Below are 13551 nucleotides of genomic sequence, written 5' to 3'. Positions count from 1 at the left end.
CATTTTGGGGGTTTTTCTTTTGGGGGGGGGTTGGGTTATGTGGTTGGGGGGGGGGGCGGGGCCGTGAGAATTTTCGCGGCGGGATCCGGGCCCTGCCCGGAGCGCGCCGAAGTACGGGCACCTACGGTGGTGCGTCGCGCTCGACCGTCGAGCGTGAGCTGTTGGCAGGGCCAGCCGGGTCAGCAGGAGATGTTGCCGCCGCCGACGTCGGTGCCGAGGATGCCGACGAAGTTCTGGAAGAGGTTGATGCGGTCGTTGCGCTCGTCCGGGTTCTGGCCGTTGCATTCCAGGGCGCCGTTGATGCTGCGGATGGTCTCGCCGAAGCCCCTGCCGTTGACGATGGCGTCGTGCGGGGTCATCGTCCCGGCGCCGTTCTGGGTGTCCCAGAACCAGAGGCCGGTCTTCCAGGAGACGGCGGGGTCCTGCTCCACCTGGTAGGGGTTGTCCAGCAGGTCGATGTTCAGGGCGTCGCCCGCCGCCTTGTAGTTGAAGTTCCAGCTGATCTGGAGCGGGCCGCGCCCGTAGTAGGCGCTCTGGCCGGCCGGACAGCCGTAGGGCTGCGAGGCGTCGCAGTAGTGGCTGTAGTTGGCGGTGTTCTGCTCGACGACGTACCGCAGGCCGCCGGTCTCGTGGCTGACGTTGGCGAGGAAGGCGGCCGCCTCCCGCCTGCGCGTCGCGTCGTCCCCGGTGGTGGCGAACCCGGGGTAGGCGCTCAGCGCATTGACCAGGCCGTCGTACGTGTAGAAGGAGTTCCGGTTCGGGAACATCTGGTTGAACTGGGCCTCGCTGACCACGAACCCGTCGGCGGAGGCGGGCGTCGCCGGAACGGCGACCGCCAGCCCGCTCGCGACTGCGGCGGCGCTCAGCACGGCCAGAACGCGGGACCGGGTCCGGGACAGGGCGCGGGATACGGACATCTGCACTCCTTCGGTGGCGTGGACCGAGCCGCTGAGCCCCTGCGGGCAGCCGGCTCGGACGCTCAAGGATTCGTGGCCGAAGCAACGTGCGCAGAATGACACGCACTTGGTGTGAGGAGGCACGGAATTGACGGTGAATCACTCGACGGGGGTGTGGCTCGTCGAGGGTTGACGCCGAGGTGGTCGGACCCGGCGGCGCGGGGTGGAGGTGGCCTCGTGCTCCTCGGCCCGGAACGGGCGCAGCGCCGCGTCCGGGTCCGTTCCCCTCGAAGGTTCCGGGCCGGGCCGGGGTCCGGCCGTCGGTGTCAGCCTTCCTCGCGCCAGCCCTCGTGCTCGACGGCGATGGCGTCCAGGGCGTGCAGCAGGGCCGGGGTCCAGCCGTCCTCCGGGGGCTCGACGACGACCAGCCACTGGGCGTCCTCGGCGTCGTCCTCGCCGGCCAGGGCGTCCCGGACGAGGTCGAGCTCGCCGAGGTCGGGGTGGGCGGCGCTGAGCTCCTCGGCGGCGTCCTCGGCGGCGTCGCGGTCGGGCAGGACGAGCAGTTGCCGGGCGTGCGGGTCGTTGACGTCCGGCAGGTCGGTGGTGTGGTTCTCGGTCACCGGACCATTCTCCAGGTCGGGTGATCGGCACGGTCGGGCAGGTCGGGTCAGGCGGGCCGGGTCGGGTAGGTCGGGCCGGAGAGGCGGGACCGGGCGGGGCCAGGGGCCGGGGTCGCCCCGGGCGGGAGTGTCCGCGCCCCGTGGGATGCTGGTAGGCGATGGCCAGGAAGAGTGCACCCGACGACCTGCTCGCCCCGCTGACCCTCGCGGTCGGCCAGGAGGAGCTGCTGCTGGACCGCGCGGTCGCCCAGGTGGTGGCGGCGGCGAAGGCGGCGGACCCGGACACCGACGTGCGGGATCTGCCGCCCGGCGGCCTGCAGCCGGGCAGCCTGGCCGAGCTGACCACGCCGTCGCTGTTCGCCGAGCGCAAGGTGATCGTGGTGCGGGCCGCGCAGGACCTCTCCGCCGACTCGGTGAAGGAGGTCAAGGCGTACATCGAGGCGCCGGCCGAAGAAGTGATCATGGTGTTGGCGCACGCGGGCGGGGCCAAGGGCAAGGGCCTGCTGGACGCCGGGCGCAAGGCGGGCGGTCGCGAGGTGGCGTGCGCGAAGCTGACCAAGGCGAGCGAGCGGCTGGCCTTCGTCCGGGGTGAGTTCCGTACGCTGGGCCGCTCGGCGACGCCGGAGGCCTGCCAGGCCCTGCTGGACTCGCTCGGTAGCGACCTGCGCGAGCTGGCGGCCGCGTGCAGCCAGTTGACCTCGGACGTCGAGGGCGCGATCGACGAGACGGTGGTGGCCCGCTACTACAGCGGCCGGGCCGAGGCGACGGGTTTCGAGGTGGCCGATCTGGCGGTCACCGGCCGGGCCGCGGAGGCGTTGGAGCGGCTGCGCTGGGCCCTGGCGGTGGGCCAGCCGCCGACCGGCATCACCTACGCGCTGGCCTCCGGCGTGCGCAGCATCGGGCGGCTGGCGACCACCGGGCGGAACATGCGTCCGGCGGACCTGGCCCGCGAGTTGGGCATGCCGCCGTGGAAGGTCGATCGGGTGCGCCAGCAGATGCGCGGCTGGACGGGCGACGGGGTGGCCACCGCGCTGACCGCGATCGCCCAGGCCGACGCCGCCGTCAAGGGCGGCTCGGACGATCCGGCCTTCGCGCTGGAGCGCGCGGTGGTGGCCGTCGCCCGGGCGGCCCGGGCCGGGTCCCGCCCGGCGTACTGACGGCGCGGCCACCGGACCGGACCCGTCCACCGGACCGGACCCGTCCACCGGACCCGGCCCGCGCCTGCCCGGCCACCCGCCGACCCGCCTGCCACCACCTGCTCACCCGCCGACCCGCCTACGCGCCCATCGAGCGGACGGCTTCCCAGGCGTCGGCCCGCAGCGCCGTCCGGAGCCCTGCTCGCGCGTGACCGGCAGACGACAGCGACCGGGCCGCGGAACGCGACAGGCGCCGTAGCGGGCCTCTGGGGAGAGGCCGACTACGGCGCCTGTCGTACTGCTTCGTACACCGCACCCGCGTGGCGAACGCAGGCCGCGTGCGGTGCGAGTCTCTCGCGCCTCAGGGGTCCGGGTAGAGGGCCGGGTCCGTCCCGAGGCGGTGGGGGCCGAGGCCCCCGGGGCGTCAGGCCTGGGCGGCCGCGTTGACGCGCTTGGTGATGGCCGACTTCTTGTTGGCGGCCTGGTTGGCGTGGATGACGCCCTTGCTCACGGCCTTGTCCAGCGCCTTGGAGGCGGCGCGGGCCAGCACGGTGGCCTTCTCGGTCTCGCCGGCGGCAGCGGCCTCGCGGGCCTTGCGCAGGGCGGTCTTCAGCGAGGACTTGACGGCCTTGTTGCGCAGGCGCGCCTTCTCGTTGGTCTTGTTGCGCTTGATCTGGGACTTGATGTTCGCCACGAAGGAGCCTCAGTCTTGTCTAAAAGGATTGAACGGGCTGCACCGCGCGGCCGCCGGGCAGCTGAGAGGGCATGCCGGGGCCAGGTGCAGCAGCCCACGCTACCAGGGGCCCGCCACCCGCCCCAAACCGGGCGCCCGGCCCCGCGGCCGGGTCGCCTGCGCGGTAGTGGGTCGCCTACGCACTGAGCACCGGCTCCCCGTAGTGCTCGACCTCCGGGAACGGCCGGTAGAAGCGGTGCAGCAGCTCCCGCCACCGCCGGTACTCGGCTGAGCCGCGGAAGCCCTCGGTGTGGTCCGCGAGCGTCTCCCATTCCACCTGGAGGAGGAATCGCGAGCCGCGTCCTTCGTCGAGGCAGCGGCGCAGTTGCAGGGAGCGGAAGCCCTGCTGGACGGCGATCAGGGGCCGGGCCTCGGCGAAGGCGGCGAGGAACTCGTCCTCCTGGCCGGGCAGGACGTCGAGCAGGGCGCTTTCGAGGATCACGGGGTGCCATCCTGCCGTCTGGCGCGGGCCCGGAGAAGGTCCGGGCGGACCGAACGGCGGCCCGCGCCGTGGTCGTGGGAGGATGGGAGGAACTATTTCGATCGGACGAGACTGTCCGGTCCCCGGGAAAACCGGTCAGCGATGACCAGGACACCCCCGGCCCCGGACCAACGGAGAATCGGACCAAGGTGCCCGCGACCCCCAGCAATGTGCCAGAGCCCAGCCGTACCGACCCGGCGCTGATCCGCAACTTCTGCATCATCGCCCACATCGACCACGGCAAGTCGACGCTCGCAGACCGGATGCTGCAGATCACGGGCGTCGTCGACCCGCGGCAGATGCGCGCCCAGTACCTCGACCGCATGGACATCGAGCGCGAGCGCGGCATCACCATCAAGTCGCAGGCGGTCCGCCTCCCGTGGGCGCCGAGGACCGGTCCGAATGCCGGGACGACGCACATCCTCAACATGATCGACACGCCCGGCCACGTGGACTTCACGTACGAGGTGTCCCGCTCCCTCGCGGCCTGCGAGGGCACCATCCTGGTGGTCGACGCGGCCCAGGGCATCGAGGCGCAGACCCTCGCCAACCTGTACCTGGCGCTGGAGAACGACCTCACGATCGTCCCGGTGCTGAACAAGATCGACCTGCCGGCCGCCCAGCCGGAGAAGTACGCGGCGGAGATCGCGCACATCATCGGCTGCGACCCCTCGGACGTGCTGCAGGTCAGCGCCAAGACCGGCCTCGGCGTCGAGGACCTGCTGGACCACATCGTCAACACCGTCCCGGCCCCGGTCGGCGTCAAGGACGCCCCGGCCCGCGCGATGATCTTCGACTCGGTGTACGACTCCTACCGCGGCGTGGTCACCTACGTGCGTGTCGTGGACGGGCAGCTCACCAAGCGCGAGCGGATCGCGATGATGTCCACCGGCGCCACCCACGAGCTGCTGGAGATCGGCGTCATCTCGCCCGAGCCGAAGGTCGCCGACGGCCTGGGCGTCGGCGAGGTGGGCTACATCATCACCGGCGTGAAGGACGTCCGGCAGTCCAAGGTCGGTGACACCATCACCTCGATGCACAAGGGTGCGACCGAGGCGCTGGGCGGCTACAAGGACCCGCGCCCGATGGTGTTCTCCGGCCTGTACCCGCTGGACGGCTCGGACTACCCGCTGCTGCGCGACGCCCTGGACAAGCTGCGGCTGAACGACGCCGCGCTGGTGTACGAGCCGGAGACCTCGGTCGCGCTCGGCTTCGGCTACCGCTGCGGCTTCCTCGGCCTGCTGCACCTGGAGATCATCCGGGAGCGCCTGGAGCGCGAGTTCAACCTCGACCTGATCTCCACCGCCCCGAACGTGGTCTACCGGGTGATCATGGAGGACGGTACCGAGCACATCGTCACCAACCCGAGCGAGTTCCCGACCGGCAAGATCGCCGAGGTGTACGAGCCGGTCGTGCGCGGCACCATCCTGGCGCCCAACGAGTTCGTCGGCGCGATCATGGAGCTCTGCCAGTCCCGCCGCGGCAACCTCCAGGGCATGGACTACCTGTCCGAGGACCGGGTCGAGCTGCGCTACACCCTGCCGCTCGCCGAGATCGTCTTCGACTTCTTCGACCAGCTGAAGTCCAAGACCCGCGGCTACGCCTCGCTCGACTACGAGCCCATCGGCGAGCAGTCCGCCCAGCTGGTGAAGGTCGACATCCTGCTGCACGGCGACGCGGTGGACGCCTTCTCCGCGATCGTGCACAAGGACAAGGCCTACGGCTACGGCGTGATGATGGCGGGCAAGCTGCAGAAGCTGATCCCGCGCCAGCAGTTCGAGGTGCCGATCCAGGCGGCCATCGGCTCCCGGGTGATCGCCCGTGAGACGGTCCGCGCGATCCGCAAGGACGTCCTCGCCAAGTGCTACGGCGGTGACATCTCGCGCAAGCGCAAGCTGCTGGAGAAGCAGAAGGAGGGCAAGAAGCGGATGAAGATGGTCGGCCGCGTGGAGGTCCCGCAGGAGGCCTTCATCGCCGCGCTGTCCACCGACGCCGAGGCGCCGAAGGAAAAGAAGTAACCACAGGCGCGTGAGAGGGGCCCGGGCGGACAACCGCCCGGGCCCCTCCTCGTTCTCCCCACCCTCGTTCTCTCCGCCGGAGCGGGCCACCGCAGCGCACCACGGACGAGGAGCCGGGGCGGTTCGGGCCCGCCCCGGCTCGGCACCGGCGGTGTGCGACGGTCAGTCCACCTCGGCCACGGCCTCCGCGAACTGCGCCTGGTACAGCCGCGCGTAGGCGCCGTGCGCGGCGATCAGCTCGTCGTGCGAGCCCTGTTCGACGATCGAGCCGTTCTCCATCACCAGGATCACGTCGGCGTCCCGGATGGTGGAGAGCCGGTGCGCGATCACGAAGCTGGTGCGGCCGGTGCGCAGCCGGGCCATGGCCCGCTGGATCAGCACCTCGGTGCGGGTGTCGACGGAGCTGGTCGCCTCGTCCAGGACGAGGATCGACGGCTGGGCGAGGAACGCCCGGGCGATGGTGATCAGCTGCTTCTCGCCCGCGCTGACCCCGGCGCCGTCGTCGTCGATGACGGTGTCGTAGCCGTCCGGCAGGGTGCGCACGAAGCGGTCGACGTGGGCGGCCTTGGCGGCCTCGACGACCTGCTCGCGGGTGGCTCCCTGGGCGCCGTAGGCGATGTTGTCGGCGATGGTGCCGCCGAACAGCCAGGTGTCCTGGAGCACCATGCCGATGCCGGAGCGCAGTTCCTCGCGGGACATCGCGGAGACGTCGACCCCGTCGAGGGTGATCCGCCCGGAGCTGACCTCGTAGAACCGCATCAGGAGGTTGACCAGGGTGGTCTTGCCGGCGCCGGTGGGGCCGACGATGGCGACGGTCTGGCCGGGTTCGACCTTGAGCGAGAGGTCCTCGATGAGCGGCTTCTCGGGGTCGTAGCGGAAGGACACGTCCTGGAAGGCGACCCGGCCGTGGATGGTGTCGGGCCGCTCGGACACGGCCGGTTCGGGGGTCTGCTCGGGGGCGTCCAGCAGCTCGAAGACGCGCTCGGCGGAGGCGACCCCGGACTGCACCAGGTTGGCCATGCTGGCGACCTGGGTGAGCGGCTGGCTGAACTGCCGCGAGTACTGGATGAACGCCTGCACGTCGCCGATGGACAGCGCGCCGCTGGCCACCCGCAGGCCGCCGACGACCGCGACCAGCACGTACTGCAGGTTGCCGATCAGCATCATCGCGGGCTGGATGATCCCGGAGATGAACTGCGCCCGGAAGCTGGAGGTGTACAGCGCCTCGTTGTGCTCGCGGAAGGTCTCGGCGGACTCGCGCTGGCGGCCGAACACCTTGACCAGGGTGTGGCCGGTGTACATCTCCTCGATGTGCGCGTTGAGTTGGCCGGTGGACTTCCACTGCTGGACGAACTGGGGCTGCGCCCGCTTGCCGACCTTGGCGGCGACGGCCACCGACAGCGGCACCGAGATCAGGGCGATCGTCGCCAGCAGCGGGGAGATCCAGAACATCATCGCCAGCACGCCGATCACGGTGAGCAGCGAGTTGACGACCTGTCCCATGGTCTGCTGCATGGACTGGCTGATGTTGTCGATGTCGTTGGTGACCCGGCTGAGCACCTCGCCGCGCGGCTGCTTGTCGAAGTAACTGAGCGGCAGCCGGGCGAGTTTGGCCTCGACGTCCTGGCGCAGCCGGTAGCCGGCCCGCTGGATCGCCGCGGTGGCCAGCCGGCCCTGGACGATGCCGAACAGGGCGGAGGCGAGGTAGATGACCAGCACCCAGAGCAGCACGGTGCCGATGGCGCCGAAGTCCATGCCCTGGCCGGGGGTGAAGTCCACCGAGGAGAGCAGGCCGGCGACGCCGCCCTCGCCGTGGGCGCGCAGCCCCTCGACGATCTGCGCCTTGGAGGTGCCGGGTTCGAAGCGGGCGCCGACGACGCCGGCGAAGATCAGGTCGGTGGCGTTGCCGAGGACCTTGGGGCCGGTGACGGCGCAGCCGATGCTGAGCACGCCGAGGGCCAGCACGCCGGAGATCAGGTTGCGTTCGGGGCGCAGCAGGGCGAGCAGTCGCTTGCCGGAGCCCTTGAAGTCCATGGACTTCTCGGTGCCCTGGCCGCCCATGAAGCGGCCAGGTCCGGCGGGGCCGCGGCGGGCGGCGGCGGCCTGCGAGTCGCTGGGCAGTTCGTCGGCGGGGTCCGCGGCCTTGGTGTCCGGGTCGGGCTTTGCGGGGTCAGCGGCCTCGGGGTCCACGGTTCTGGTGTCCGTGGTCTCGGTGTCCGCGGTCCTGGTGTCCGTGGTCTCGGTGTCCGCGGTCCTGGTGTCCGCGTCGGGCTTGCCGGGGGTGGTCACGCCGCCTCCTGCTCGGTGAGCTGGGAGAGCACGATCTCCCGGTATGTCGGGTTGTCGGCCATCAGTTCGTGGTGGGTGCCGGTGCCGACGACCGCGCCTTCGTCGAGGACGATGATCCGGTCGGCGTCGCGGATGGTGGAGACGCGCTGGGCGACGATCAGCACGGTGGCGTCGGAGGTCTCGCGGGCGAGGGCCTTGCGCAGCCTGGCGTCGGTGGCGTAGTCGAGCGCCGAGAAGGAGTCGTCGAACAGGTAGACGTCGGGCTGGCGGACCAGGGCCCGGGCGATGGCCAGGCGCTGGCGCTGGCCGCCGGAGACGTTGCCGCCGCCCTGGGCGATCGGGGCGTCCAGGCCTTCGGCCAGTTCCGCGACGAAGTCCTTGGCCTGGGCGATCTCCAGGGCGTGCCAGAGTTCCTCGTCGGTGGCGTCGGGCCGGCCGTAGCGGAGGTTGCTGGCGACGGTGCCGGAGAACAGGTAGGGCTTCTGCGGGACGAGGCCGACGCTCTCGGCGATCGCCTCGGGGGCGAGTTCGCGCACGTCGACGCCGTCGAGCAGGACCTGGCCGGAGGTGGCGTCGAACAGCCGGGGTACGAGCCCGAGCAGGGTGGACTTGCCGCTGCCGGTGGAGCCGATGACGGCGGTGGTCTCGCCGGGGCGGGCGGTGATGGCGATGCCGCGCAGCACCGAGGCCTCGGCGCCGGGGTAGCGGAAGTCGACGTCGCGCAGTTCCAGGTTGCCGCGGCGCAGCACCTCGGTGATCGGCGCGGCGGGCGGGACGACGCTGGAGGAGGTGCCGAGGACCTCCTCGATGCGCTCGGCGCAGACCTCGGCGCGCGGCACCATCATGAACATGAAGGTGGCCATCATGACGCTCATGAGGATCTGCATCAGGTAGGAGAGGAAGGCGGTGAGCGCGCCGATCTGCATGCCGCCGTTGTCGATCCGGTGGGCGCCGAACCAGAGCACGGCGACGCTGGAGACGTTCACGACCAGCATCACGGCCGGGAACATGAACGACATCAGCCGGCCGACCTGGAGGGCGGTGTCGGTGAGGTCCCCGTTGGCCTTGGCGAAGCGGGCCTGCTCGTGGTCGTCCTTGACGAAGGCGCGGATGACCCGGATGCCGGTGATCTGCTCGCGCAGGACCCGGTTCACCGTGTCGATCCGGGTCTGCATGCTGCGGAACTTGGGGCGCAGCGAGCGGACGAGGAGGACGACGACGGCGCCGAGCAGCGGGATGACCGCGAGCAGCAGGCCGGACAGCGGCACGTCCTGGTTGAGGGCCATGATGATGCCGCCGACGCACATGATGGGAGCGGCCACCATGAGCGTGAAGCTCATCAGGGCCAGCATCTGGACCTGTTGGACGTCGTTGGTGGTGCGGGTGATCAGCGAGGGGGCGCCGAACTGGCCGACCTCGCGGGCGGAGAAGCTCTGCACCTGGTCGAAGACGGCGGCGCGGACGTCCCGGCCGAAGGCCATGGCGGTCTTGGAGCCGTAGTAGACGGCGCCGATCGAGCAGAGCGCCTGGACCAGGGTGATGCCGATCATCACCCCGCCCACCTGCAGGATGTAGCCGGTGTCGCCCTTGACCACGCCGTCGTCGATGATGTCGGCGTTGAGCGTCGGCAGGTAGAGCGCCGCCAGGGTGGACACCAGTTGGAGCCCCACGAGCAGCGCGATCGGTCGGGAGTACGGGCGCAGGTACGCTCTGAGAAGTCTGATCAGCACTGGCACACTCTTGTCGTCGACGGGTGGATTCGCATCCCGATTCTCGTTCTTTGGTGGACTCGTACAGGCGATTCACGAGTTGTGGATCGCAGGTTTGCCCAGTCCTTTGCCGAACCGTACGGCGGGCCCGATTGCACGGGTTCACCGGGGCGCGGGCGGAGTCGTCGTCGGGCACCGGCGGCGCGGCGGTGTGCCGGCCGGGCCCCGCCCTCTTACGGAATGACCGGTTTCCCCCTAGGCTGCTGATTGCCCCCTTGTTACTCGCCGGTATCGCCCGGGTTGACCGGGGGCCCGGCGGCCGCCCCCCACGGGCGCCGAGACCATCCCTCAGACGGCCACCCGCCCCCGGAGGTCCTCGTTGAGTTCCGCGCAGTCCCTGATCGACTCCGGCAGTGCCGACTTGGTCGCCGGGCGTCCCGCCTCCGTCGCCCACCTCTTCCTGGAGCGGGTCGCCGCCACCCCGAACGCCGAGGCCTACCGCTACCCGGCCCCGGTCGACGAGCACGCCGCGGACAGCGCCCCCGGCGCCGAGCAGTGGCGCTCGCTCACCTGGGCGCAGACCGCGGCCCGGGTCAAGGCGGTGGCCGCCGGCCTGATGGCGCTCGGCATCCAGCCGGAGGACCGGGTGGCCCTCGCCTCCTCCACCCGGCTCGAATGGATCATCGCCGACCTCGGGAACATGTGCGCGGGTGCCGCCACGACGACCGTCTATCCCAGTACCAACGCCGATGAGACCGCGTTCATCCTCTCCAACTCCGGTTCCAGGGCGCTGTTCGCGGAGAACTCCGCCCAACTCGCCAAGGCCGTCGGCCAGCTCGGACAGCTGCCCGAGCTGCGGACCGTCATCCTCTTCGACGCCCCCGAGGCCGACGCCCCCGAGGCCGACGCCCCACAGGCCAGTACCCCCGGGGCCGACGGCCTGAACGCCCTCACGGTGCTCACCCTCGCCGAGCTGGAGCAGCGCGGCGCCGAGTACCTGGAGCAGCACCCGGACGCGGTCGAGAAGGCCGTCGCCGCGCTCGACAAGGAGCAGTTGGCCACCCTCATCTACACCTCCGGCACCACCGGCCGCCCCAAGGGCGTGCGCCTGGTGCACGACTGCTGGGCGTACGAGGCCCGGGCCCAGGAGGCCAGCGGACTGCTGCGCTCCGACGACGTCCAGTTCATGTGGCTGCCGCTGTCGCACGTGTTCGGCAAGACGCTGATCTCCGGCCAGATCGCCACCGGCCACGTGATGGCCGTGGACGGCCGGGTCGACCGGATCATCCACAACCTGCCGGTCATCCGGCCGACCGTGATGGCCTCGGCGCCGCGCATCTTCGAGAAGGTCTACAACGGCATCGCCGGCCGGGCCCGGGCCGAGGGCGGCGCCAAGTACAAGATCTTCCGGTGGGCCGCCAAGGTCGCCCGCGAGCACGCCCGCGCCGTCCAGGAGAGCCGGATCGCCACCGGCGCCGGCACCGCCCCGCTGGGCCTCAGGCTCCAGCACGGCCTGGCCGACAAGCTGGTCTACGCCAAGATCCGCGCGGCCTTCGGCGGCCGGCTGCGCGGCGCCGTCTCCGGCAGCGCCGCGCTCGCGCCCGAGATCGGCTACTTCTTCCTCGGCGCCGGCGTGCCGATCCTGGAGGGCTACGGCCTCAGCGAGACCAGCGCCGGCTCCTGCGTCAACCGTGAGGAGGACGTCCGGATCGGCACCGTGGGCCGCCCGCTGCCCGGCACCGAGGTCCGGATCGCCGAGGACGGCGAGATCCTGCTGCGCGGCCCCGGCGTCATGCGCGGCTACCACGACCTGCCCGAGAAGACCGCCGAGGTGCTGGAGGCCGACGGCTGGTTCCACACCGAGGACATCGGCGAGCTCGGCCCCGACGGCTTCCTGCGGATCACCGACCGCAAGAAGGACCTGTTCAAGACCTCCGGCGGCAAGTACGTCGCGCCCAGCGAGGTCGAGGGCAGGTTCAAGGCGGTCTGCCCGTTCGTCAGCAACATCCTCGTGATCGGCAACGGCCGCAACTTCTGCACCGCGCTGATCGGCCTGGACGAGGCGGTCATCATGCCGTGGGCCGCCGCGCACGGGCTGAAGGACAAGTCCTACGCCGAGGTGGTCGCCGACCCGCAGGTGCACCAGCTGATCGAGGGCTTCGTCAAGCGGCTCAACGCCGACCTCCAGCGCTGGCAGACGATCAAGAAGTTCCACCTGCTGCCACGCGACCTCGACATCGAGCACGGCGAGCTCACCCCGAGCCTGAAGATCAAGCGCCCGGTGGTCGAGCGGACCTACGCGGACGCCGTCACCGCGATGTACGCGGGCGCCAACGAGGCCTGATCGGCCCCGACCCCGTACGGCTCACCGGTTCGGGTGAGCCGTACGGGACAATGGGGTCATGCCCTCCGCACTCCCCGACGGTGAACCGGTGCCGTCCGACGGTTCCCTGCCCGCATCCGCCCGCACCGGTCTCGGGCAGCGGCCGTTCGGCTTCTACCTGCACGTGCCCTACTGCGCCAGCCGCTGCGGCTACTGCGACTTCAACACCTACACCGCCACCGAGCTGCGCTCCTCCGGGGCCGTCGCCTCCCAGGAGACCTACGCGGACAACGTGGTCGCCGAGATCCGGCTGGCCCGCCAGGTCCTCGGCCAGGTCGACCTGCCGGTCCAGACCGTCTTCCTCGGCGGCGGCACCCCCACCCTGCTGCCCGCTCGCGACCTGGTGAAGATGCTCGCCGCGCTGCGCGAGGAGTTCGGGCTCGCCGAGGGCGCCGAGGTCACCACCGAGGCCAACCCGGAGTCCGTCGACCCGGCCTACCTGGCCGAACTGCGCGAGGGCGGCTACAACCGGGTCTCCTTCGGCATGCAGAGCGCCCGCCCGCACGTCCTGAAGCTGCTCGACCGCCACCACACCCCGGGCCGCCCCGAGGCCTGCGTCGCCGAGGCCCGCGCCGCCGGCTTCGACCACGTCAACCTGGACCTCATCTACGGCACCCCCGGCGAGTCCGACGACGACTGGCGCGCCTCCCTGGACGCCGCCATCGGCGCCGGGCCCGACCACGTCTCGGCGTACTCCCTGATCGTCGAGGACGGCACCAAGCTCGCCGCCCGGGTCAAGCGCGGCGAACTGCCGATGATCGACGACGACGTGCACGCCGACCGCTACCTCATCGCCGAACAGGCCCTCAGCGCCGCCGGCTACACCTGGTACGAGGTCTCCAACTGGGCCACCACCCCGGAGGGCCGCTGCCGCCACAACGAGCTGTACTGGACCGGCGCCGACTGGTGGGGCGCCGGCCCGGGCGCGCACAGCCACGTCGGCGGCGTCCGCTGGTGGAACGCCAAGCACCCCGCCGCCTACGCCCAGGCCCTCGCCGAGGGCCGCACCCCCGCCCTGGGCCGCGAGGTGCTCGCCGAGGAGGACCGCCGGGTCGAGCGCATCCTGCTGGAACTGCGCCTCGCCGAGGGCATCCCGCTCACCCTCCTCACCGACACCGGCCGCCACGCCGCCGCCCGCCACCTCGCCGACGGCCTCCTCGCCGCCGAGCCGTACGCCCAGGGCCGCGCGGTCCTCACCCTCCAGGGCCGGCTGCTCGCCGACGCGGTCGTACGTGACCTGGTGGACTGACATTCGTTAACGTGGGTGTCAGCCGTCGGAGGGAGCG

General features: G+C 71.2%; 10 protein-coding genes. 4 read left to right on the top strand and 6 right to left on the bottom strand.

What is annotated here, in order from left to right:
• Positions 1–179 precede the first annotated feature (179 nt).
• Positions 180–917, bottom strand: coding sequence for a chitinase (locus AB0O82_RS34405; RefSeq protein ID WP_363588276.1), 738 nt, complete (start codon positions 915–917; stop codon positions 180–182).
• Positions 918–1222: 305 nt separating this feature from the next.
• The gene (locus tag AB0O82_RS34400) at positions 1223–1516 is read right to left on the bottom strand and encodes a hypothetical protein (protein WP_363588274.1); all 294 of its coding nucleotides are present in this window, start codon (positions 1514–1516) and stop codon (positions 1223–1225) included.
• A gap of 158 nt (positions 1517–1674) precedes the next feature.
• Between AB0O82_RS34400 and holA the strand changes: the two genes are divergently transcribed.
• Positions 1675–2673: a DNA polymerase III subunit delta gene (gene holA / locus AB0O82_RS34395; RefSeq protein WP_363588272.1), complete on the top strand. Its 999-nt coding sequence runs from the start codon at positions 1675–1677 to the stop codon at positions 2671–2673.
• Positions 2674–3076: 403 nt separating this feature from the next.
• On the opposite strand, the gene rpsT is transcribed toward holA, so the two are convergent.
• Both rpsT and AB0O82_RS34385 read right to left on the bottom strand, forming a co-directional pair.
• Positions 3077–3346, bottom strand: coding sequence for a 30S ribosomal protein S20 (gene rpsT, locus AB0O82_RS34390; protein ID WP_270147017.1), 270 nt, complete (start codon positions 3344–3346; stop codon positions 3077–3079).
• A 175-nt stretch (positions 3347–3521) separates the two neighbouring features.
• A complete protein-coding gene (locus tag AB0O82_RS34385; protein WP_363588270.1) occupies positions 3522–3827 on the bottom strand; it encodes an antibiotic biosynthesis monooxygenase in 306 nt (101 codons plus the stop codon).
• Positions 3828–4015: 188 nt separating this feature from the next.
• Between AB0O82_RS34385 and lepA the strand changes: the two genes are divergently transcribed.
• Positions 4016–5884, top strand: a complete 1869-nt coding sequence (gene lepA, locus AB0O82_RS34380) for a translation elongation factor 4 (protein ID WP_363588268.1) — start codon at positions 4016–4018, stop codon at positions 5882–5884.
• 162 nt (positions 5885–6046) lie between these two features.
• Here the strand turns inward: lepA and AB0O82_RS34375 are convergent, their stop codons facing one another.
• Positions 6047–7945 (bottom strand): ABC transporter ATP-binding protein, encoded by a 1899-nt coding sequence (locus AB0O82_RS34375; RefSeq protein WP_363588280.1) that lies wholly within the window; start codon positions 7943–7945, stop codon positions 6047–6049.
• Positions 7946–8169: 224 nt separating this feature from the next.
• A complete protein-coding gene (locus AB0O82_RS34370; RefSeq protein WP_363588266.1) occupies positions 8170–9903 on the bottom strand; it encodes an ABC transporter ATP-binding protein in 1734 nt (577 codons plus the stop codon).
• Positions 9904–10261: 358 nt separating this feature from the next.
• Here AB0O82_RS34370 and AB0O82_RS34365 point away from each other — a divergent pair, with 358 nt between their 5' ends.
• Both AB0O82_RS34365 and hemW read left to right on the top strand, forming a co-directional pair.
• Entirely contained in the window at positions 10262–12226 is a 1965-nt protein-coding gene (locus tag AB0O82_RS34365; protein ID WP_363588264.1) for a long-chain fatty acid--CoA ligase, read from the top strand.
• Positions 12227–12284: 58 nt separating this feature from the next.
• The gene (gene hemW / locus AB0O82_RS34360; RefSeq protein ID WP_363588262.1) at positions 12285–13514 is read left to right on the top strand and encodes a radical SAM family heme chaperone HemW; all 1230 of its coding nucleotides are present in this window, start codon (positions 12285–12287) and stop codon (positions 13512–13514) included.
• The last annotated feature ends 37 nt before the right edge of the window (positions 13515–13551 follow it).

The sequence above is a fragment of the Kitasatospora sp. NPDC088264 genome (assembly GCF_040685715.1).
Classification (GTDB): Bacteria; Actinomycetota; Actinomycetes; order Streptomycetales; family Streptomycetaceae; genus Kitasatospora.
Note: the sequence above shows the minus strand (reverse complement) of the source record. Positions and strands in the feature narration are given on the sequence as shown.